We start from the raw sequence: 21,558 nt of genomic DNA, 5'->3' as shown, positions 1-21,558 counted from the left end.
CCCTGTGGGAACCGAAGCCGGACTTCGCCACCTCCGCCGCGGCGTGGCTCACCGCCGGCGCGGCCCACCACACCGTGCTTTCCACCCAGGTGGGCATGGACGTGTTCGAGGACTTCGCCGACATCGCCAAAACGGAACTGCTCACCATCGATGAAGGCACCACCATCCGCCAGTTCAAGAAGGACCTGAACTGGAACGCCGCCTACTACAAACTCGCCGGCGGGATCTGACCCAGAGTAGGGCCGCGACCTAAAAGAAGCTCTGGGCGGGGAATACCGCCACCACGGCTGCGCTGGGGGAATCGCACCTCGAGGAACGGGACCTGATCGTTCCGTTTCCCCGGGGGCGGCCACGTCTGCGCCGGCTCGCCCCGCGTATCGTCAAGAGCCCGTTATGACGATTCCGTCATGCGAGGGTGGTGAGCGGGTCGGTGGGCCTATGCGCCTCTCCAAGTCGACCCGAGCGTCCGGGCTAGCCTATAGGTAAATGCCTCGGATTAGTGGGTTGAAGGACAGCCTGGAGGAGGCCCGGGAACTGTGCTTCGAGGTCTTCTGTCCGCAGTGAGTTGAGGATCGCGGTCCCCTGGTAGTCCTGGCGAATCAGGCCTGCTTCGCGCAGAACCCTGAAGTGATGCGTTGATGTGGACTTGGTGACCGGCAGATTGAAGGCACCGCAAGCATGTGTTCCGGGGGATGCGGCGAGGTAGCCGACTATCTGCCGCCGAATTGGATCCGCCAAGGCAGACAGTACGGCGTCCAACTGCAGCTCACCCTTTTTGGGATGGGCAAGTGATCGCACGGGAAAGGTCTCCTGCCGTTGGCTGGTCGGGTCTTTCTTTATTGTACGATGTATTTCGTACTACGATGCTTGTCGTACTAGGTTGGCCGAGCTTGCCTTGCAGGCCAATTCTTTCCCGCGCCCAGCTCCCATGACCTCAACACCCGCTCAAGACTCAATCGTTTGGGCCGGACGTTCATCAACGATCTAAGGACATCCGATGAACTCCACGCCGCTTTGGAACCCGCTGCAGATCGGTTCTACCCACCTGTCAAACCGTGTGGCACTGGCCCCGATGACGCGTATCAGCGCGACGGAAGAGGGGCTGGTTACCGGGAAAATGATCTCTTACTATGAGGCATTTGCCCGCGGTGGGTTTGCCTTGTTGATCACGGAGGGCATCTATCCTGACGCCTTTTACAGCCAGGGCTATCTCTACCAGCCAGGTCTTGCAACGGAGGAACAGGGCAGGTCCTGGACCGGGGTGGTTGACGCGGTGCACGCAGCCGGCTCCAAAATTTTCGCGCAACTGATGCACGCCGGGGGCCAAGCGCAGGGAAACCGTTTCAAGGACGGAAGCATTGCCCCGTCCGCCGTTGCTCCAAGGGGAGAGCAGTTGGACTTTTACCGCGGCGAGGGCCCGTACCGAGTCCCTGCCGAAATTCAGCCGTGAACAGATGCACGAAGTTCGTGAGGGGTTTGTTGCTGCCGCGCTGCGTGCCAAGGAAGCAGGATTCGACGGCGTAGAGATCCACGCGGCCAACGGATATTTGTTGGACCAGTTCCTCACCGACTACCTGAACCTGCGAACGGATGAATATGGCGGTTCGGCACATAACCGCGTCCGCTTCCCGGTCGAAATCGCAAAGGCCGTCCGCGAAGCCGTAGGCCCGGAAATGACCGTGGGTATTCGCGTCTCCCAATCCAAGGTCAGCGACCACGACCACCGCTGGGCCGGAGGGGCCGATGAGGCCGAAGTTATCTTCTCAACTCTCGCCGCCACCGGTGTCGACTTCATCCACACCACCGAATACCGTGCCTACGCTCCAGCGTTCGGTGACCAGGGACCATCGTTGGCCGCCTTGGCCAAACAGCACACAGGCCTGCCCGTCATAGCCAACGGTCACCTTGATGACCCTGAAACGGCCGTATCAATGCTCACGGGTGGCGCCGACCTCGTGGCCTTGGGTAAGGCCGCACTCGGCAACCGGGACTGGCCCAACCGGGTCAGGAACGGCAGGCCACTCGACGAATTGGACGCGAGCCTGTTCGCCCCCGTGGCCGACGTAAAAGACTGGGAACTCGAACTGCTTTCCTGAGTCGCCGCACATGGACAACGGACCCGTTGCCCCTCCTGACGGTAACGCCCCTCTCCGAACAACGGACACGCCGGGCGGACGTTTCGTCAGCCTCGGCCCCACAGGTGGAGTTCCTGGCGGGACCGAAATTTAGGGCTCTGCAAAGCTGCTGCCGGGGCGCCCCAAGGCGGCAATGGGCCCGCATCTGTGCTGCCAGGGGGCATGGGTCTTCCCACTTATGTCTGCTTTATGACTTCAGGCCCCGGCTAACTCGACCGGAACCACAGGGCGGCGTTCCCGCTGGCCCTTTTCACTGAGATGGGCACCGTGGAACACGCGAACCTTACACAGCGGTGACATGCGTTGGCAGGGCATGCATATTCTTAGCAAGGCAAAGGTCCGCCACCCCTGCGCAGGAGTTTTCTTGCTCTGGCGAGCTCCAGCGGGGGTTGACGACGCGCGGGCGCTTATGGAATTGGAACGCAGGAGGTTCGGCTTGGCTCTAGCATTTGTACCGCGGTCTGACGCCGAGGTCCCTCCGTACCTCGACTCATTGGGCTTGCCTGGAATTATTGATCTGCATGTGCATTTTATGCCTTTCCAGGTGCTGGAAAAGGTGTGGGCGTTCTTTGACCGCGTGGCGGACAACGGCGCTCCCGCATGGCCCATCACTTATCGGGCGCCCGAAGGGCAACGGGTGCGGACACTGAGGGATATGGGAGTGAAGGCATTCACCACCCTGAACTATGCCCACCGTCCCGGCATGGCGCAGTGGCTCAATGACTACTCGGCGGCATTCGCCTCAAGCCACGCCGACGCCATCCACTCCGCGACGTTCTACCCAGAGCCAGGCGTGGAAACCATCGTCGCGCAGAGCTTGAAGCAAGGCGCCCGAATCTTCAAGGTACACATCCAGGTGGGAGGATTTTCTCCCTTGGACCCTCAGCTTGCACCGGCCTGGGAGCTTATCCAGGACGCCGCTACGCCGGTCGTCATCCACTGCGGTAACGGCCCGCGTGCCGGCGAACACACCGGACCGGAACCTATCCGCGAACTCATTAAAAAGTTATCCCGCACTGGTGCTAATCATTGCCCACGCAGGCCTGCCGGAGTACTGGGAGTTCGCGGAGCTTGCCGCCAACAATCCTCACGTCTACCTCGACACCACCATGGTCGGCACCTCCTACATGGAACAGGTCGCCCCGATCCCGCCCGGCTATGTGGACACCGTTGCTGGGCTGTCCCACAAAGTCGTCTTCGGGACGGATTTTCCCTCGATTCCCTACTCCTACAGACCAGATACAGGCACTCGAAAGCTGGGGACTCGGAAACCAATGGGTGAAGAATGTCCTCTGGCATACGCCCAAGGCACTCCTGCGGCTTGACCGGCTGACCTAGCTCCCTTTCTGTATTTGCTTCCAACCCTGGGGCACGCCGTGAACAAGTTCGCCTCCGCAAAAGTGCCGCAGGGGATCGGCTTACGGGCGTACCGGTACCTTGTTCGCAGTAGCAGGGTTCTTCTTTCAGTTATGTCCACCGCTGCGGGAAGAACAAGGGACCGAATACCAGCCCGGACATGATGCCATACAGGAAGTAGTCGGACTACTCGATAGTGCTGCCGACTGCACGGCCCCGGAAGGCGCCTTTCCGGTCTCTGTCCGGGGCCACGACCTGTGGAGCGGCGACAGTTGCGGGTTTTCTCCTGGGTGAAGACCTTCGGCGGTGAAGGTATGGATTAGTTGCTGCCCATCAGAACCACCGAACGACCGATGTTTCCGTGGGTCAGGGATTCGAAGGCTTCGTTGATTCGGTCCAGGCTGAACTTCTCCCCGATGAGGGCATCGAGCGGCAAGCGGCCTGCCAGGTACATGTCGAGGATTTGGGGGATCTGCACTGAGAGGTTGGAAGAGCCGTACAGGCTTCCGCGTACCGATTTTTCCTGCTGGACCACCTGGTTCAGGGGCACGTTGATCTCCGCTTCGGCGTTGGAGAGTCCCACCACGAACGCCGTGCCGCGGGGCCGAAGTGCGATCACTGCTTGGCGAATGGTCTCGGGCCGGCCGATGGCCTCGACAGCCCAATGGGCGCCTCCGCCGGTGAGCTCGTGCACGCGCGCCGCGAGGTCGTGTTCGCTCGTGTTGATCGTGTGGGTCGCTCCGAGCTCGCGCGCCTTCGCGAGCTTTTCGTGGTCAATGTCTGCAACGATTACCGGGTAGGCCCCGACTGCTGCGGCGCCGATGACCGCCGATAGCCCCACTCCGCCGGCTCCGACGATGAGGACAGACTCCCCGGCAGGGGCCCCCATTCCGTTCAGCACCACGCCCATCCCAGTGATCACTGCACAACCCATGATGGCTGCGACATCGACGGGAACCTCTTGCGGGATCTTGATGACGGACTCGCCGGATACGACGCATTCCTCCGCGTAGCAGGACACCCCCATCAAGTGGTGGACGGGCTGCCCGTCGTGTGACAGCCGCGTTCCGCCGCGCAGCAGTTCGTTATGGGTGGCGTGCACCGCGCCAAGGCGGCAGAGCGCGGGCGAGCCGCTGGTGCAGTACTCGCACCTGCCGCAACTTGGCCGCCAGGTCAGAATGACCTTGTCGCCGGGCTGGACATGGGTGACCCCGGCTCCGATTTCCTGGACGATGCCCGCACCCTCATGGCCCAGCACGATGGGTGTCCGGCACGCCAGGTCCTGGACCATGTAGTGGTAATCGCTGTGGCAGATGCCCGCCGCGTCGACGCGCACGCGGACTTCGCCGGGGCCAGGTGCCTGAAGATCAAGATCGACGACTGCAAGCGGTGCGCCTGCTTGGTTCATGATTGCGGCCTTCACCGATCACTCCTTGTTGCTTAGCTCTCATAGTCCCGTGCTTCGGATCACGGGGGACCGGCATAAGCATGCGACCCGGGGCGCCGTCGTCAAAATCTTCCTCTCACTGAGTGAGACGTCCTATAATTTGGCCCAATGTGGCGCTGCCGCCATTTGGCGGTTCAATCCCAGTGTGGCTGCATGGACAGCTGGACCGACCAGCCTCATTTCCACCACCCCTACCGGAGCGGTGATGGAGATGGCGGCCACGGCCGTGCCGTCACCACGCAGGATGGGACTCGCCGCGCAGGCCAGGCCGGTATGGGATTCTTCCCGCTCGTAGGCGATACCCTCACGCCGGGCCAGGTCCAGTTCGGCGCGTAGCTCATGGGGGTCGGTGATGGTGCTTGGCCCGATCTTTTCCAGCTGGCCTTTCAGGAGGTCCTCGACCAAATGGCCAGGAGAGTGGGCAAGCAGGGCCTTGCCACCAGCGGTGGCGTAGGACGGTACGCGTCCACCAACGCGGGACGGGATGGTGAGGTCCCGATACTGGCCCCGCAAAATCTCGATATAGACGACGTCGTTACCCTCGAGGACGCCCAGTTGGACCGTCAGGCCAGTGGCCCGCCGGAGGTCGAACATTGTTGCCAGGGCCAGGTGCCGGAGATCCTTGGGTTGCTGTGCCATCTGCCCCAGTTCAAAACAACGGATGCCAATCTGGTATCCGGACGGAACCCGGTTGATGAAGTCGTGCCTGGCGAGTTCTGTAAGTATCCGGGCCGTGGTGGCCCGGGAAAGGCCCACCCTGCGTGCGATTTCCCCTCCCGTCAGCACCGGTTCTTCGGGTGTGAACACCTCGAGGATCAGGGAAACGCGTTCGATCATGCTGGCGGCGGGTGCCGGTTGGGTTGAAGTCACACCGAGAATTGTTGTCTCGGTGAGTGGGACGTGTAAAGCCGGGCTCCCACCGCACGAATGGTTGCGTGCCTTGGGCGAGAAGGCATAGCACCCGCCTGGTGAAGACGACGACACCTTCACCAGACGGGTGCCCGGGGGACTTTTAACGACTCCTGCCGGCCATTTCCTAGCTCAACCGGGAAAGGTAATTCGTGAAATCCCGGATTCCATAGGTCCACGGGGCCAGGTCCTCGGTTTTGCCCGTCGTGTTGACGAGAGCTCCCAGGTGCCCGCTGCGGATGGTCACCGTGTCACCTTCTTTATGGGTAAAGCCCAGGCCGGGGGCTTCGCGGTCCTGCGTGGGTGCGAAGAGGGTCCCGGTGAACAGGGCAAAGCCATCGGGATACTGGTGGTGGCCCCCGAAAGCCGCGCCGATGAGCTCTTCGAAGGACCGGCTGATGCGGGAGAGGCTGTTGTTCCCTTCAAGCCGGTAGCCGTCCGCTCCTTCCACCGTGAGGGTGATGTCCTCACCCCGCAGTGTTTCGAGTGAGAAGTCCTTGTGGAAGAGGCGTATGAACGGGCCAATGGAGCAGGAGGCATTGTTGTCCTTCGCCATGCCCAGGAGCAAGGCGCTGCGGCCTTCCACATCCCGCAGGTTGACATCATTGCCCAGGGTTGCACCGCGAGCCCGGCCACGTGCGTCGACAACGAGCACCAGTTCCGGCTCCGGGTTGTTCCAGTTCGAGAACGAGGGGATGCCGATGTGCGATCCGAACCCGACGCTGGAGAGGACGGGGGACTTGGTGAAGACCTCGGGGTCCGGACCCAGGCCGACCTCGAGGTACTGGGACCACATTCCCTGTGCCGTGAGGACGTCCTTTACCTGCTGGGCCTCCGGGGATCCGGGTCGGACGGAGGCGATGTCAGCGCCAAGAACCGAGAGGACGGATTCCCGCACGGTTGCGGCCTGCTGGATGTCGCCCCCGCAGCGTTCCTCGATCACGCGCTCGATCATGCTGTCAACGAAGGTCACACCGCAGGCTTTGATGACCTGGAGGTCAACTGGGGCCAGGAAATGGGCCTTGGCCTGCTCTCGGGCGAGCGACGCCTCAACGAGGGTCGCGAGGTCCCACTGGGGGGAGTTCTGCGCCGCTGTGATGAGTGCGGCAGGGTCCTCGAGGTCCATGAGTTCCGAGACGGTACGTACCTGAGGGGTGTGGTCAAAGACCCCCTGGCCCCGGATGGACACGATCCGGGGGCCGCCGGACTCTGGGTCCCAAATACGGCCTATGAGGAGTGCTTCATCGGCGTCCGCGGGCAGGATCTGATCTGCGGTAACAGGGGTCATCGTGCTTCTGCTTTCTGTCCGGCAGGTTCATGGATTCCGTCCACGCGCCGTGCAATGTTCCAGGGGTTGTCCTCACGCAGCGCAGGCGGAAGCTGTTCGGGCGCGAAGGAGTCATAGGCCACCGGGCGCATGAACCGTCCGATGGCTGCCGTGCCGACCGAGGTGGTGGAGGCGGCCGTGGTGGCGGGGTAGGGGCCGCCGTGCTGCTGCGCGTAAGTCACGCTTACTCCTGTTGGCCAGGCGTTCCACACCAGGCGTCCGCTCCGTTCGCGCAGCACGGTCAGCAGGTCATCGAGCTGTTCCTCCGGCTGGCCCTGGACGGTGGCCGTGAGCTGGCCCTCCAGCAGCCGGGCCAGTTCGGTGAGGTTGGTTCCGGGACGGTAGCGGATCAGGAGGGTGGCGGGGCCGAACATCTCCTGCTCCAGCAGCTCCGGTTGTGCCAGGACCGCCTCCGCTGTGGTGGCCAGGACCGTGGGTCGGGGTGCTTCGGCGCTGTCGCCCCGCACCAGCACGTCCACGCTGTGGGCGGACCGCACCTTTTCCAGCGCGGCGTCGAAGCCCTCGCGCAGCTTCGGGCTCAGGAGCGGTGCCACGCTCTTGCCATCGAGTTCCCGCTGAAGAAAGCCGGCCACACCGTCGGAATCCTGCGCGGGTGCGAACAACAACCCCGGTTTGGTGCAGAACTGGCCCATGCCTGCGGTGAAAGAGGCAGCGTAGCCGGAAAGAATGGCGTCCCTGCGCGTAGCCCAGGCCTGCTCCGTGACGAACACCGGGTTGATGCTGCCCAGTTCTCCATAGAAGGGAATGGGGGTGGGGCGGCGGCAGGCCCGGTCGAAAAGGGCGCGGCCGCCGGCCGTGGAACCCGTGAAGCCGATCGCCTTGGTCAGCGGGTGGTCCACGAGTGCTTCCGCTGCCTGCCGTCCCACCACGGCGGAAAAGATTCCCTGCGGCGCTCCGGCTGCGGCAAGGGCTTCCTCGACGATAGCCGCGGTCCGCAGGGCCAGCTGCAAATGTCCTTCATGGACCTTGTGCACCACGGCGCAGCCGGCGGCCAAAGCGGAGGCGGTGTCGCCTCCCATCACGCTGAAGGCAAAGGGGAAGTTGGAGGCACCGAAGACGCCCACGACGCCGAGGGGCACGTTGACCTTGCGCAGGTCCGGCCGGGGACCCATGCCCCAGTCCGGGTCGGCGTGGTCAATGACGGCGTCCAGGTGCTCGCCTGCAAGAATTTCGCTGCGAAAGAGGCGCAGTTGAAAGACCGAGCGCTTCAGTTCGAAGCGCAGCCGGCCCTCATCCAAATGCGTTTCCTGTGCTCCGAGGCCCACAAGCTCCTCAGCGTTTGCTTCCAACGCCGAGGCGATGGACTCGAGCCAGGAGCCGCGGACATCCGGGTCCACGTCGCGGGCTTTTTCGTAGGCCGCATGCGCGGCCAGAATCTGGTGTTCGACCTGCTCGGGAGTTGATTTCATCTGGTTTTCTCCTGAATCTGTTTCTTGTGCACCCACGTCATTCCTCCTTCTCGAACGACGTGCGATATTTCGAACGGTATGCGTAGACTGGAAGCTGCATGAAGCCGTGGCTCCCTACCGAAAGGACACAAAGTGCCCCGTTTGACCCCCGCCGTCGTCAGGAGCCTTGACGTGTTGGAGCTGTTCATGGATGCCCGTCACGGGCTCTCTGCGCCCGAAGTCGTGCAACGAACCGGGCTTCCACGGACCACTGTCCATGAACTGCTCACCACCCTGACGGAGCGCAAATACCTCCGCCGGGACGATTCCACTGCCACCTACCATCTTGGACTGAGCGTTTTCCGGTTGGGCAACGCGTTCGCCGAGCGGCTGGACCTGCACGCCGTCGGGCTGCGCATTGCCGAGTCCGTGGGCAGGGAGTGTGACGAGACCGTCCATGTGGGAATCCTCGACGGTGCCGACGTGGTGTACATCTGCAAGGTGGACAGCACGCAGTCCGTCCGCATGGTGTCGCGCATGGGCGGCCGCGTTCCGGCGAGCTGCACCGCCGTGGGCAAGGCCCTCCTGGCGTACCTGCCCGATGCCGAACGCAAACGTGTCTTCAAAAAGGGCCTTGCCAAACTGACCCCTAAAAGCATCACCGAACCCCACGCGCTGGCCAACGTACTGGACGAAATCCGCGCCTCCGGGCTCGCCTTCGAGTCCGGGGAATCCAACCCGGACGTTTCCTGCGTGGCTGCGCCGGTGCGGGACCACACCGGCGCGGTCGTGGCGGCACTGAGCATCTCCGTTCCGGACATGCGCTGGGAGCAGCGCCCGGTGGAGGAGTGGTCGGCGCTCGCGGCCGACGGCGCTGCCCGCTTGAGCGCAGAGCTCGGCTACCGCTGAGGGCCGGGACAGCCGGGTGCACCCCCGGCTGTCAGCCTGCCAGTGCCACATGATCGCCAGAGATGCCTGCAGTGGTCTTGACGCCCAGCAGCTGCATGGAGCGCACGTACTGGGAGCGGAGGATCTTCACGGCATGGGCGGCGCCGCGCTCGCCACCGGCCATCAGGCCGTAAAGGTAGGCCCGGCCCACCATTGCCGCGTCCGCACCGAGGCCCACGGCGGCCAGCACGTCACTGCCGGACATGATTCCGCTGTCGATCAGCACCGTGGGGTCGGATCCTAGGGCCTCCCGGACCTGCGGGAGGATGCGCAGGATGGTAGGCGAGCGGTCCAGCTGCCGCCCTCCGTGGTTGGACAGGACGACGCCGTCGCACCCCAACTCCACAACACGTTCGGCATCCCTGACGGTCTGGATGCCCTTGACCAGCAGCTTGTGCGGCCACACCCTCCGCAGCCAGGCGATGTCGTCGAACGTCAGGGCGGGATCGAAGACCTGGTCCGCAACCTCTGCGGAATTACCGCCGAAGCCCCGGAGTGAAGCGAACTCGATGGGCGGGGTGGTGAGCTTGTCGAACCACCAGGAAGGGTGCAGTGCCATGTCAGCGAAGGTCTTCGGCGACAACGTGGGCGGAATGGTCAGCCCGTCACGCAACTCCCTCACGCGGGCGCCACCCACTTGGGTGTCCACGGTGACCATCAGCACGTCGTAGCCGCTGGTGAGAACACGCTCCAGCAGGCCCTCGGTCTTGCTTCGGTCCTTGGCGATGTAGAGCTGAAACCAGTTGTTCCCCTCGGGCACCGCTTTGGCGAGGTCCTCCACGGTGGTGGTGCCCACCGTCGAGAGGGTGTACGGGATGTTGTTCCGGGCCGCTACCCGAGCCACTGCCTTTTCGCCGTCGTTGTGCATCATCCGTGTGTAGCCGGTAGGCGCCAGGACCAAGGGGAAGTCGATGGTCCGGCCAAAAAGCTTCGTGGATGGATCGGGATCCGAGACATCGCGAAGGACCGCCGGGGAGAACTCCACGTCCCGGTAAGCCTGCCGGCACCTGGCGAGGGTGATCTCTTCTTCGGCCGCGCCGTCCGTGTAATTGAAGACAGCCTTCGGAGTGGTCTTCTGGGCCATGGCGCGCAGGTCGGCGATGGTGAACGCCCGGGCAAGCCTTCGCTGCACGGGATCCATCTCAAAGCTGCGGAACTGGAGAAGTTCGCGGATCTCGGACCACTTGGGCAGTTGACGGTCCTCCATGTGGAGCACCCCTTTCATGTTCGAAATTTAGCACAAAGGTCGGCAAGTGGAAGCCGCTGAACTGGCCCGGCAATGCAATCAGTTAGGCCTTGGATAGCTCCTGCATCGCCTCTGTTACGGGTGTATACATCCATTTTCCGGTCCAGCGCTTGACGGTCCGGGGCGGTGTCCCTAGACTCCTTTGTGTTCCCGATCACCCTACCGCAGCAACTGCTTGATCGCCACTTCGACCAACGTTCGAAATATCGAACACTCTAGAATCGCAAAGACGAGACCCACAAAGCAGTGGGCTTTCGAAAGGACCCCCAATGTCAGCAGTCCCCAACGCCGCTGCCCCCAGCGGCGGACGGATCGTCCTGCGCTCCGCCCAGGACGTCACAGACCTCATCAACAGCGGTGCCCTCCAGAAGGGCAAATCCTTCGCCATTACCCTGATCGCCCTGGGCGGCATCTTCCTGGACGCCTACGATTTCACCTCGGTGGCGTTCGGCCTGCCCTACATCTCCAAAGACTTCCATCTGACACCTGAGATGCTGGCCGTGGTGTCCGCCTCGATCATGGTGGGCGCCCTCGTCGGATCAGTCTTCGGCGGGTACTTTGTGGACAAGCTGGGCCGGTTCAAGGTGTTCATGGCGGACATGGTGTTCTTCGTTGTCGCAGCCATCGCCTGCGCCCTGGCCCCGGACGTCTGGACCCTTATTGTTGCCCGCTTCATTATGGGCGTGGGCATCGGCGTCGACTTCCCGGTCGCCTTCAGCTTCCTGGCCGAATATGCCTCACGGAAGACGAAGGGGGGCACCGTTTCCCTCTGGCAGCCCATGTGGTACGCCGCTGTCGCATCCACTTTCGCGCTGTTGATTCCCGTGTACTTCCTCTTCCAGGGGCTGCAATGGTCCGAAAACCAGATGTGGCGCATCGTTGTGGGTTTCGGTGCCGTACCTGCCGTCCTGATCATGATCTTCCGCCAGAAGTACATGGCTGAGTCTCCCTCCTGGGCGGCACAAAACCTTGGTCTGCATGAAGCGGCCAAAATTCTAAAGCGGACCTACAACGTGGACGCGGAGGTGGCGGAGGACGCCGTCGACCCCCGTGCCGAGCGCAAGCAGTTCCAGATGACCCTGACCCAGGCCTGGGGCAAGCTCGTCGGCAAGAAGTACCGCGGCCGCACTGTCCTGTCCCTCGTCATCAATGCCGGCCAGTCGATGGAGTACTACGCTGTCGGCTTCTTCGTCGGGCAGATCGTGCTCGCCATGCTGCATACCCAGAACGTCATGACCAACATCGTTTCCTCGCTCATCCTCAACCTTTGCTTCGGTGTTACCGGCGGCTTCATCGGGGCCCGCCTTTCGGGCAAGATCGGCCCCCGCAAGCTGTCACTGATCGGGTTCTGCGGCACCTTTACCTGCATGATCATCGCGGGCACCCTCAGCAATGTCGAAGGCGCCTGGTCCTTCGTGGGTGCCGTGGTCATCGGCCTCCTGATCTTCTGCCACGCAGCAGGTCCCGGAGCTCAGGGCATGACCATGGCCACCATGTCCTACCCCACCTCCCTGCGCGGAGCCGGCACCGGCTTTACCCAGATCGGCATCCGCCTCGGAGCGATTGCCGGGCTTGTGTTCTGGCCCCTGGCCACGGCAGCCTGGGGAACCCGGGCGCTGCTGGTACTCGCCGTTGTTCCCGCCATAGCCATCGTGGTGATCCTGATCAACAAGTGGGACCCACACGGCCGCGACATCGACGCCGAAGACTACGTGGACCAAACCGCCCCGGTTCTGGCCGGTGACCGCTGAACCCAGCGGCTGCCCCTTCTCTCCAACCTATTAAGGACAAAACTATGAGTGCCATCACTGGCGTAATGCCGGTAGCGCCCACCATTTTCGCCGATGACGAGGAGCTGGACCTGGACGGCCAGCGCCGCGTGCTGGACTACCTGGTGGACGGCAAGTCGGACGCCGTCTGCATCCTGGCCAACTACTCCGAGCAGTTCTCTTTGACTGACGAGGAACGCGAGCAGGTGCTCCGGACCACCATGGAGCACCTGGACGGACGGCTGCCGGTTTGCGTCACCACCAGCCACTTCAGCCCGCGGATCGCCCGGGAACGCAGCCTCCGTGCCCAGGAGCTGGGGGCGGAGATGGTCATGCTCATGCCGCCGTTCTTCGGGGCCACCATGAAAGTGGACGACGAGGCCGTGTTGGAGTACTTCAAGCGGGTGGCCGACGGCTTGGACGTGGACATCATGATCCAGGATGCACCGATGAGCACCACGCCCCTGTCCGTAGGCCTGCTGACCCGCATTGCCAAGGAGGTGCCGAACGTGAACTACGCCAAGATCGAAATGCCCCAGGCGGCCGAGAAACTCCGTGCCCTAGGCACCTCCGCTGGATCGTCCCTGCCCGGACTATTCGACGGCGAAGAGGCCATCACCCTCATTCCCGATCTCGAAGCCGGTGCGCGGGGCACCATGAGCAGCTGCATGGTGCCCGACCAATTGGGCCAGATCGTTCGCGACTTCCTCGCCGGGGAGCGGGACAAAGCCATCACCGCCTGGGAAAACCTTCTTCCATTCATCCACTTCGAGAACCGGCAGTGCGGGCTGCGGGCAACCAAGGTACTGATGAAGGAAGGGAACATCATTGCCAGCGACAGGACACGGCAGCCGGTGGGGGAGCTGCAGCCCGACACGCGTGCACAGCTCGTGGAGATGGCCAAGCGCAAGGACCCGTTGATCCTCCGCTGGGCCTGAAAATCACATGATCCTGGGATGAAAGAAAGAAAGAAAGAAAGAAAGGACGGACATGCCACGCATACTGATCACTGACTACGAATTCGAATCGATCAGCCAAGAGCAGGCGGTCGCTGACGCCAATGGCGTGGAGCTGGTGCGGGCCGACTGCAGGACCGAGGATGACGTCCTGAAGGCTGCGGCCGATGCGGACGGGCTCATCGTTCAGTACGCACCCATCACAGAACGCGTCATCACGGGCCTGCCCAGGCTGAAAGCCGTCAGCCGGTACGGGGTGGGTGTGGACGGGGTTGACGTTCAGGCCGCAACGGAACGCGGTGTCGTTGTCTCCAACGTGCCCGATTACGGCGTGGAAGACGTCAGCGATCACGCCATTGCCCTTGCGCTGACATTGGCTCGCGGCATTCCGGACCTGGACAGGGGAGTCCGGTCCGGACAGAACCTGCTCGAGTCGGTCAAACCGCTGCGCCGTTTCTCCTCACAGACATTCGGCGTGATCGGACTCGGCCTGATCGGCGCGGCCACGGCGGCCAAGGCCAAGGCGCTCGGCTTCCGCGCCCTGGGCTACGATCCCCTCCACACCCCGGGGACCACCACTAAAGAAGGCATCCAGGTGGTTGGCTTCGACGAGCTGCTGGCCGAGTCCGACGTCGTATCCCTGCACGTGCCGTTGAACAGGCACACCCATCACTTGATCAACCCCCGCACGCTGGAGCAGTTCAAGGCGGGGGCCACCATCGTGAACACCTGCCGCGGCGGGGTGATCGACACCGAGGCTCTGGTTGATGCCCTGAAGAACGGCAGGGTTCGGGCAGCAGGGCTGGACGTCTTCGAAGAAGAACCCCTTCCCCTCAACAGTGGTTTGCTCGACCTTGACCGCGTGGTGCTTACACCGCATACCGCGTGGTACACGGAGGAATCTAGCGACGAACTGAAACGGCGGACCGCGGAGAACGTAGTGGACGCCTGCCTGGGCCGGCGGCCCCGCAATATCGTCAACCCCGAGGTCCTCGACCTGGGCCAGGACAAGTAGGAAAGCCTAGCCCTTGCTATCGAAGGCGGCGTCGAAGGAGGCTTTCATGGGACGTCGCCCCGCGCGGCAGAGACGACGTCCCGGCCGCGGCGCGGGTCGCCCCAGGGCAGCTGGAGCCCATGACGGTGTTCCCGCACCGTCCGTCAATTCGGGACGGCGTGGGTTATCCGCCCTTGTTTGTGAGTGTGGTGTAAATGCCGACGGCGCCGGCGGCGGTCATGATCGCCGCGCTGCTCCAGCCTATTGTGGAGGCGAGTTTGCCGTTGGTGTAGCGGCCCATGATTTTTCGGTCTCCGGAGATGAGCATGGTGACGATCAGGAAGGGTGCGGCAGCGATTCCATTGACTACGGCGCTGAGGACCAGCAGGCCGATCGGGTTGCCGACGAATGTAGCGATCATGACTCCGCCAACTACGCCGACGCCTAGGAGGATGTAGAAGAACCGCGCCGTGCGGGGGTTCCGGTCAAAGCCCCACCTGGTTCCCATCAGCCCGGCCAACCCCACCGAAGGGGACCCCGCCAAAACAGGGATACCAAGAAAACCAGAGCCGATGAACCCGATCGAGAAGAGCATTTTTGCGGCCGGTCCTGCAATCGGTTCAAGAGCCTTGGCAGCATCTGCCGCAGTCTTGATCTCGGTCCCGTTCTTGCCGAGGGTAGCGGCGGTCGCTGCGATGATCGCGAACATAACCAGCACGGAGAAGAACATGCCGATAAACACGTCGGCCCGGGCATGCCGAAGTTTCCGGCCTGCGGCGTCGCCGTCCCGGTCCGGTAATGCCACCGCATGCTTGCCGCCCAGGTCCTCGGCGCGCATTTCCTCAACCCGGTGGGCCGACTGCCAAAAGAACAGGTACGGCGAAATCGTCGTGCCGAGAACCGCGACGATCAGGCCCAAGTAGTCCCAGTCCCACCGGAACTGCAGCCCGAGCAGACCAGCAGATACGTCCTTCCAGTCGACACTTGCGACGAAGAGTACCCCGACGTAGGCCAGCAGGACCAGGCACAGCCATTTGAACACTTTCGCAATCACGCTGAAAGAACCCGTCATCAGGGTCGCGACGATGGCTATGCCGGAGACAGCGCTCCACACATGGTTCGGACCGGCGCCCAGCAATTCCATGCCCTGACCGACCGCCATCAGGTCTGCAGCGATGTTAAGCGTGTTGGCCACGAGTAAAGCCACCATCAGGACGCCGATGATGATTTTGGGTTTACGGGAGAATTTCCGACGGATCAAGGCGCCGAGGCTTTCACCTGTCGCCAGAGCGGTACGGTCGCTGATTTCCTGCACTGCGATCATCATCGGCAGTGTCAACGGTGCGGCCCACAACATCCCGTTGCCGAAACTCGCACCGGCCTGGGCATAGGTCGCGATCCCTGACGGATCATCATCGGCTGCCCCGGTAATCAGGCCGGGCCCCAGTAAACCCATGAGACGGCGGAGCCGTCCGTCCACCGCGGTCCCGCGCCCCCGGCCGCTCTTGGCGGCAGTACCTTCTTGGCCCGTGCCGACTGTCTCCGAATCGGTCATCTGCTTTCCTCCGATTCCCACCCGCCGCCATTCGTGGGTTCCACGATCAGTTCCGTTCATGGGCCAGAGGCACGAGCATGTTATCGAGGGGCAGAAACTCGTTGAGGCCCGTTGCTTGTGGCTCGGGCTCGGCTCGACTTTCCCAGTAAAAGCGCCGCTGCTTGAAGTGTCCCGCCATTCCTGAGACCTGAACCGATGCCCCGAGTCGCAGCCCCTTTTTATGCGGGCAGGTCTGCACGGCAACACCCGGCACAGGAACTCCAGCCGCGGCGCCCATTTTGCCTGGGCCACCGCGGCAGGAATCGCGGCGCACCTTGGTTGCTGTTACAGCCGGCATTCCTCCTACGTGGCGGAACGGTAGTCAGGTTATGTGCGCTCCTTTCGCAAGGTCTTGTAGGCCGCTGTGAGCCCGATGGCGGCCATCACCCAAGGGCCGGCCACGATGATGGGGTCGATCCACTGGTGGTTTACGTCTGCGCGGTTTTGCCCGAAGCGTGAGCGGAAGCCGCCCCGGCGGAACTCGCTGACTACCCCGGTTTCGGTGATGGGGTTGTCGGGGTGCGAGGTGGCGAGGGATTTCAGGTGGTGTTCCCAGGCATCCACGCGGTCAGCGCCGATGAGTAACAGCCAGTGCGCGGCCCGGCCCTCGCTGTACTTGTAGGCGTACCTCCGGATGGCTCCGGAGAGCCCGGCCGGAGGGGTGGAGGTTCCGAAGACAGGGGGGAGGAAGGCGTGCTCGACGGAGCGTTCCCGGGGCCATTTCTCCGGTTGGCGCTCGGGAAAGTCCCAGCGCGCGCCTGTCTCGATCCCGGGTTGCTCCCGTGGGTAGGAGGGCCGGTCGGCCGGGTCGAGGTCGGCGCCCCATCCCGGGATCTGCGCCCGCAGGTCTTCCGCGGACTTCCGGGGTGTGCGTTTGTCGGCAATATAAGGTGTGGCTATCTCGGTCATGATGCGCGCTCCCTTCAGGACTGGCCGGCAACAACGAGCGGCTTGATGATGTTGTCCAGCTTGGCGGAGAACATGTGGTAGCCCTCTGCGATGTGCTCCAGCGGGATACGGTGCGTGACCAGTTCGCTGGGTTTCAGGTACCCGTTTTGGATGTGCTCGAACAGGCGCGGCCACTGCCGTTTGACCGGGCATTGGTTCATCCGCAGCGTGAGGCCCTTGTTCATGGCGTCACCGAACTTCACGGCGCTGAAGATGGGCCCGTACGCGCCCACGACGGACACCGTGCCGCCCTTGCGTACCGAGTCGATGGCCCAGTTCAGCGCGACGGGGGAGCCGCCCTGCAATTTGAGTTTCGACGCGGTGACGTGCTGGAGGAAGTTGCCGTCCGCTTCGGCTCCCACGGCGTCAATGACGACGTCGGCACCCAGGTAGTCGGTTTCTTTTTTCAGATGCACCACGATGTCGTCGTACTCGGCAAAGTTGAACGTCTCGGCCTAGGCGAAGCTGCGGGCCTTCTCCAGCCGGTACTCCAGGTGGTCGACCACGATCACCCGCCCAGCCCCCATCAGCCAGGAGGCGGTTGTCCACTGCGCGCAGGTTGCGATTCTGTTCGCCGGCACGTGTCCGGTGGATGCGGTCGTCTTCCACCACGGCTTGCTGGGCGCCGACGATCCGAAAGGCTTTTTCACGCTCCCTAGGTGTAGCCGGACCGAAGACCTCGGTCACGAACGGCCCGAGCCGAAGTGTGACCGCGTATTAGCTATCAGGATGATGACCTCGTCGCCATGCTCAGCTTTTCTTCTCGGTCTCGCCTCCGGCGGCATAGGCGACGGCGGGTTCTGCTTCAGGGCATTCTCGGGGGTCTTCTGCCTCTGGTGGGGAGCGCGGACGAACTGAAACGATGGTGTGCGGGCCTGCCGGTCCCGGCTGCGCTGTCCCGCTGAACGAAAGGATGAATCTATGTCGTCGGGGGCGGCCGAGCCGCTTGTGCACATTCAGGACTTCCGGATGGACTTCGGGGACACCACGGTCATCCGGGACCTGTCGTTCGATGTCCACGTGGGGGAGACGTTCGGGTTCCTGGGCAGCAACGGGTCGGGGAAGACCACGACGCTGCGGGCACTGCTGGGTATTTACAGACCTACGGCGGGGATCCTGCACGTTGGCGGGAAGGTCTTCGAGCCCAGCGATGGGTCACGGCTCGGGTACCTTCCGGAGGAACGCGGCCTGTACAAGAAAGAACACGTCCTGGACGTGATGGTCTACTTCGGCAGGCTCAAGGGCCTGTCCAAGACCGCCGCCCGGTCCTGGTCAGAAACCTATCTTGAGCGCGTCGGGCTCGCCGACAAAGCCAAAGCCAGACTCGACAAGCTCTCCAGCGGACAGCAGCAAAAGATCCAGCTCGGCGTGACCATCATGAACAATCCCGAGCTGCTGATCCTGGATGAGCCGACGAAGGGCTTTGACCCGGTGAACCGGCGGCTGCTGATGGACATCATCGAAGAGCACAAGCGGGCCGGCGCCACGGTCATCATGGTCACCCATCAGATGGAGGAAGTCGAGCGGCTCTGCGACCGGGTGATCCTGCTCAAAGACGGGGTCTCCCGCGCCTACGGCACGGTCGAGGACGTGCAGGAAGAGTTCGGCGGCACCGTCTACCGGGTCACTTACGACGGCGTCCTGCCTCTGTCCAGCTTGTTCGACGTCGTCTCCGACGATGACGGCCGGGCGGAACTCGCCCCACTGCAGGGAGCCAGCGAAGAGAAGGTCCTGCGCGAGCTCGTGGAAGCCGGCGCGGGAATCAGGTCCTTCACCCCGGCAAGGATTTCCCTGGATGAGATCTTCATCAAGGTCTACGGCGAACAGCATGAACTGGCGGAAGGCTAGAGATGGCACTGGCACAGCACAACCTCGGCACCGTGATCGCGTTCGAGTTCACCAGGACGATCAAGAAGCGCGGCTTCGCCATCGCGACCCTGGCGATCCCGGTCCTGCTCATCGTGGTCTTCGCGCTTCTGTACGCATCCAACACGACCACGAAAAACAGCGCCGACGCGCAAAGGAACGCCCAGTTCTCCTTCACCTACAGCGACGCCTCCGGCATCGTCGCACCGGCAGGGGCACAGGCTGCGGGCGGGACGCCCACCACCGACCCGGAATCGGCCATCGAGGCGGTCAAGAACGGCAGCTCGGAGGCGTACTTCGAATACCCGGCTGACCCGACCAAGGAACCCGTGAAGGTCTACGGCGCGGACAAGGGCATGTTCGAGAACGGCAAGTACGAAGCCGTCGCCAGGCAGCTGCTCGAAGCCTCCGCCCAGCAGCACATCGGTTCACCCCAGCTCACGGCCGCCCTGACCGGGGCCGTTAAGTTCAACTCGGAAACCTTCAAGGACGGCAAGGCAGCCGCCGGCGTCGGCGGGGTGATCCCGCCCCTGCTGTTCCTGGTCATCTTCTACATTTCGATGATCCTGCTCTCGAACCTGATGCTGAACTCCACCCTGGAGGAGAAGGAAAACAGGGTCACCGAGATGATCCTGACCACCCTGAACCCGACCACGCTGATCACCGGAAAGATCATCTCCCTGTTCATGGTCGGGCTGCTCCAAGTCCTGGTGTTCCTCGCACCAGTCGGGCTCGCCTACCTGTTCTTCCGCGACCGGCTCGCACTGCCGGAGATGGATTTGTCTACCCTGGTCTTCGAACCGGGACCCATGATCACCGGCGCCCTGCTGCTGCTGGACGGGTTCACGGTGTTCACCGGGGTGCTGGTCGCCATCGGGGCGATCATGCCGACCGCCAAAGAGGCAGGGACGATCTTCGGGCCTCTCATGGCGATGATGTTCATCCCCTTCTACACATTCAGCCTGGTCATCTCCAACCCTAAAGCCTTGATCGTGCAGATCTTCACCTACTTCCCGCTGACAGCGCCTGTCACCGCGCTGCTCCGCAACGGCTTCGGCACCCTGAACCCTGTCGAGGCCGCCATCGTCATCGTTGAACTGCTTGTGGTCGGGATCCTGATCCTGCGGCTGGCAGTGCATTTGTTCCGGTACGGCTCCATCGAATACGGCCGCAAACTCTCCATCGCCGGGACTTTCCGCCGCAGCGAACTCGCTGCCAAATAGAACAAACACTTCGCAACGGGGATGACAGGTGCCGGGCCCCATGAAAAGAACAGAGAGCCCACGGGATGGCTTCGGATTTGCCCGGGTGGGAAACTGAGGCGTGAACATCCAACAGTGGTGGCCGAAGCTTCACCCCTCCACACAGCAGTGGCTGGTGGACAACAACGGCGATGTCGTTCCCCATGGCATCATCCTGGAAATTATCGGCGCCGGCGGCCCACCAATGGGGGATCCCTGGTGGGATGAAAGCGATGAAGCAGGTGGAGTGGTCCTCCCCGACGAAGCCATCGACTGGATCGAAGCGACCGCCAACGACGAAGACCCAACGTAGCAGTCCCTCACATCCCCGGGGGAAGCCTTGATGTGTGATTTCCGGCCGGGTGGATATTGGTCGCATGCAGCGATTCCGGGCTGGGTCGCAGCTTCTCTCATCGTCACAATGGTCTTCGGAAGTGTGTACCTGACTTTGCAGCATACTGGCCGCCAGGCCGTCAACGCTGCGCCAGCAGCTGCCGCCGCGGCGCAGGCCCAGAACATTGGCTCCGAGCCTGCCACCGGGCCGCGCCTGGAACTGACAAAGGACAGCGGCATCTTTGTAAATCGCGGCTCGACGAGCAGGGGCAGTCACTTATGTTCCTGAGCGACCCGGAATCCCGGCCTGGTTCTTTGAGCGGCGTCTGGCAGATGGGTGTTGCCACCCCGGCGCAGGGCCGGCTCGACTTCCAGCCGGCCGTCTACGACGAGCTGATTCCCAGCAGACGAAGCCGTGCACTCACCGGACTAAGGGCCACTGACTTGCCGCCCCGGTTAGCTGGCCGCCACGACCAGAAGCAGTCCGTACCGTTCGAATTCCGGATCATCACGATGGACTCAGACGGCGGGAGGATCGAAATCGCAGCCAGCCCGACACCATCCAGAAAATCCAGGATGCCGTCGGGCAGGCCTCTCCATAGCCGCCAAGAGGAGATCCGCTCAAACACCTTGCCGGGCCGGGAGGGAAGTGGTTCAGTTTGCCCATGCCAGCATGGGCGAAGGGACCCCAGGGCGGCCACCCTCCGGCCTCCAAAGAGGAGTCCAGGCAAGGATCACCCGTCTCACGTACTGGTCGCTGCCACTCTTGATCGTGTTCGCGGTGCTGAACCTCAGCCCGAACATCCCGTTGCCGTGGCGGATCGTGATGCTGGCCGCTGAGGTGGCCTTCGCGATCGTCTACGGGACCGCGGCGGTCCGGTTATCGCTCTGGCAGCGCGACGAATACTGGCGGGAACAGGGCAGAGAGCCGAAGCACCCGGAACGGTTTCCGAACGACCGGTCGCAAGAATAGGAACATCAGTCGCTCAGATATTTCCAGTGTGGCGAACGGGTCCAAGCTCGCGCCGGGAAGTCACGGTCTATACTCGCGATAGCCGCGCCGTGCGGTGCACTGTACAG

General features: G+C 63.0%; 19 protein-coding genes and 4 pseudogenes. 13 read left to right on the top strand and 10 right to left on the bottom strand.

The window, feature by feature from the left end; all coding sequences use genetic code 11:
* Positions 1–230 (top strand): annotated as a pseudogene (locus J2X98_RS15920) (L-arabinose isomerase); the annotation flags it as partial.
* A 241-nt stretch (positions 231–471) separates the two neighbouring features.
* Here J2X98_RS15920 and J2X98_RS15915 read toward each other — a convergent pair.
* Positions 472–798: an ArsR/SmtB family transcription factor gene (locus J2X98_RS15915; RefSeq protein WP_307310045.1), complete on the bottom strand. Its 327-nt coding sequence runs from the start codon at positions 796–798 to the stop codon at positions 472–474.
* A 199-nt stretch (positions 799–997) separates the two neighbouring features.
* Between J2X98_RS15915 and J2X98_RS15910 the strand changes: the two genes are divergently transcribed.
* The 4 genes and pseudogenes from J2X98_RS15910 to J2X98_RS15895 all read left to right on the top strand — a co-directional run bounded on the left by J2X98_RS15910 (position 998) and on the right by J2X98_RS15895 (position 3,460).
* Positions 998–1,450 carry an oxidoreductase gene (locus tag J2X98_RS15910; protein WP_307310041.1) on the top strand — a complete coding sequence of 151 codons (453 nt, stop codon included), beginning with the start codon at positions 998–1,000 and terminating at the stop codon, positions 1,448–1,450.
* Positions 1,451–1,454: 4 nt separating this feature from the next.
* Positions 1,455–2,096 (top strand): oxidoreductase, encoded by a 642-nt coding sequence (locus tag J2X98_RS15905; RefSeq protein ID WP_307310039.1) that lies wholly within the window; start codon positions 1,455–1,457, stop codon positions 2,094–2,096.
* Positions 2,097–2,433: 337 nt separating this feature from the next.
* Positions 2,434–3,084: pseudogene (locus tag J2X98_RS15900) on the top strand (amidohydrolase family protein); the annotation flags it as partial.
* A gap of 70 nt (positions 3,085–3,154) precedes the next feature.
* Positions 3,155–3,460, top strand: a complete 306-nt coding sequence (locus tag J2X98_RS15895; protein WP_373460906.1) for an amidohydrolase family protein — start codon at positions 3,155–3,157, stop codon at positions 3,458–3,460.
* Positions 3,461–3,810: 350 nt separating this feature from the next.
* Here the strand turns inward: J2X98_RS15895 and J2X98_RS15890 are convergent, their stop codons facing one another.
* The 4 genes from J2X98_RS15890 to J2X98_RS15875 form a co-directional block, all read right to left on the bottom strand.
* Positions 3,811–4,914 carry a zinc-binding dehydrogenase gene (locus J2X98_RS15890; RefSeq protein ID WP_307310034.1) on the bottom strand — a complete coding sequence of 368 codons (1,104 nt, stop codon included), beginning with the start codon at positions 4,912–4,914 and terminating at the stop codon, positions 3,811–3,813.
* Between the two features lie 117 nt (positions 4,915–5,031).
* The gene (locus J2X98_RS15885) at positions 5,032–5,808 is read right to left on the bottom strand and encodes an IclR family transcriptional regulator (protein WP_307310031.1); all 777 of its coding nucleotides are present in this window, start codon (positions 5,806–5,808) and stop codon (positions 5,032–5,034) included.
* A 166-nt stretch (positions 5,809–5,974) separates the two neighbouring features.
* Positions 5,975–7,135 carry a fumarylacetoacetate hydrolase family protein gene (locus J2X98_RS15880; protein ID WP_307310028.1) on the bottom strand — a complete coding sequence of 387 codons (1,161 nt, stop codon included), beginning with the start codon at positions 7,133–7,135 and terminating at the stop codon, positions 5,975–5,977.
* Positions 7,132–8,604: an aldehyde dehydrogenase (NADP(+)) gene (locus J2X98_RS15875; RefSeq protein WP_307310027.1), complete on the bottom strand. Its 1,473-nt coding sequence runs from the start codon at positions 8,602–8,604 to the stop codon at positions 7,132–7,134. The genes J2X98_RS15880 and J2X98_RS15875 overlap by 4 nt, the downstream gene beginning before the upstream one ends.
* A gap of 132 nt (positions 8,605–8,736) precedes the next feature.
* Here J2X98_RS15875 and J2X98_RS15870 point away from each other — a divergent pair, with 132 nt between their 5' ends.
* Positions 8,737–9,492 carry an IclR family transcriptional regulator gene (locus J2X98_RS15870; protein WP_307310024.1) on the top strand — a complete coding sequence of 252 codons (756 nt, stop codon included), beginning with the start codon at positions 8,737–8,739 and terminating at the stop codon, positions 9,490–9,492.
* 31 nt (positions 9,493–9,523) lie between these two features.
* On the opposite strand, the gene J2X98_RS15865 is transcribed toward J2X98_RS15870, so the two are convergent.
* Positions 9,524–10,756 (bottom strand): alpha-hydroxy acid oxidase, encoded by a 1,233-nt coding sequence (locus tag J2X98_RS15865; protein WP_307310022.1) that lies wholly within the window; start codon positions 10,754–10,756, stop codon positions 9,524–9,526.
* A gap of 290 nt (positions 10,757–11,046) precedes the next feature.
* Between J2X98_RS15865 and J2X98_RS15860 the strand changes: the two genes are divergently transcribed.
* Genes J2X98_RS15860 through J2X98_RS15850 form a run of 3 tightly spaced genes read left to right on the top strand, consistent with a single transcriptional unit; the run spans position 11,047 to position 14,517 of the window.
* Positions 11,047–12,528, top strand: coding sequence for an MFS transporter (locus tag J2X98_RS15860; RefSeq protein WP_307310020.1), 1,482 nt, complete (start codon positions 11,047–11,049; stop codon positions 12,526–12,528).
* A gap of 44 nt (positions 12,529–12,572) precedes the next feature.
* On the top strand, positions 12,573–13,484 hold the full coding sequence (locus J2X98_RS15855) for a dihydrodipicolinate synthase family protein (RefSeq protein WP_307310018.1): 912 nt from the start codon (positions 12,573–12,575) through the stop codon (positions 13,482–13,484).
* Positions 13,485–13,536: 52 nt separating this feature from the next.
* Positions 13,537–14,517 (top strand): C-terminal binding protein, encoded by a 981-nt coding sequence (locus tag J2X98_RS15850; protein ID WP_307310015.1) that lies wholly within the window; start codon positions 13,537–13,539, stop codon positions 14,515–14,517.
* Between the two features lie 47 nt (positions 14,518–14,564).
* Here J2X98_RS15850 and J2X98_RS22275 read toward each other — a convergent pair.
* The 4 genes and pseudogenes from J2X98_RS22275 to J2X98_RS15835 form a co-directional block, all read right to left on the bottom strand.
* Positions 14,565–14,677, bottom strand: a pseudogene (locus tag J2X98_RS22275) (sugar phosphate isomerase/epimerase); the annotation flags it as partial.
* Between the two features lie 3 nt (positions 14,678–14,680).
* Complete coding sequence (locus J2X98_RS15845) at positions 14,681–15,976, bottom strand: Nramp family divalent metal transporter (protein WP_307310013.1); 1,296 nt, start codon at positions 15,974–15,976, stop codon at positions 14,681–14,683.
* A 441-nt stretch (positions 15,977–16,417) separates the two neighbouring features.
* Positions 16,418–16,999, bottom strand: a complete 582-nt coding sequence (locus J2X98_RS15840; RefSeq protein WP_307310011.1) for a hypothetical protein — start codon at positions 16,997–16,999, stop codon at positions 16,418–16,420.
* A gap of 14 nt (positions 17,000–17,013) precedes the next feature.
* Positions 17,014–17,577: pseudogene (locus tag J2X98_RS15835) on the bottom strand (zinc-binding dehydrogenase); the annotation flags it as partial.
* A 382-nt stretch (positions 17,578–17,959) separates the two neighbouring features.
* On the opposite strand from J2X98_RS15835, the gene J2X98_RS15830 reads away from it, so the two are divergent.
* The 4 genes from J2X98_RS15830 (at position 17,960) to J2X98_RS15815 (ending at position 21,451) form a co-directional block, all read left to right on the top strand.
* Positions 17,960–18,886, top strand: coding sequence for an ABC transporter ATP-binding protein (locus J2X98_RS15830; RefSeq protein WP_307310008.1), 927 nt, complete (start codon positions 17,960–17,962; stop codon positions 18,884–18,886).
* A 2-nt stretch (positions 18,887–18,888) separates the two neighbouring features.
* Positions 18,889–20,127 (top strand): ABC transporter permease, encoded by a 1,239-nt coding sequence (locus tag J2X98_RS15825; RefSeq protein ID WP_307310006.1) that lies wholly within the window; start codon positions 18,889–18,891, stop codon positions 20,125–20,127.
* Between the two features lie 100 nt (positions 20,128–20,227).
* A complete protein-coding gene (locus tag J2X98_RS15820) occupies positions 20,228–20,458 on the top strand; it encodes a hypothetical protein (RefSeq protein ID WP_307310004.1) in 231 nt (76 codons plus the stop codon).
* A gap of 786 nt (positions 20,459–21,244) precedes the next feature.
* A complete protein-coding gene (locus J2X98_RS15815) occupies positions 21,245–21,451 on the top strand; it encodes a hypothetical protein (protein WP_307310000.1) in 207 nt (68 codons plus the stop codon).
* Positions 21,452–21,558: the final 107 nt, after the last annotated feature.

It is taken from the genome of Pseudarthrobacter enclensis (assembly GCF_030811655.1).
Taxonomy (GTDB): Bacteria; Actinomycetota; Actinomycetes; order Actinomycetales; family Micrococcaceae; genus Arthrobacter; species Arthrobacter enclensis_A.
The sequence above is the reverse complement of the archived record's forward strand: the minus strand, read 5'-3'. Positions and strand labels throughout refer to the sequence as shown.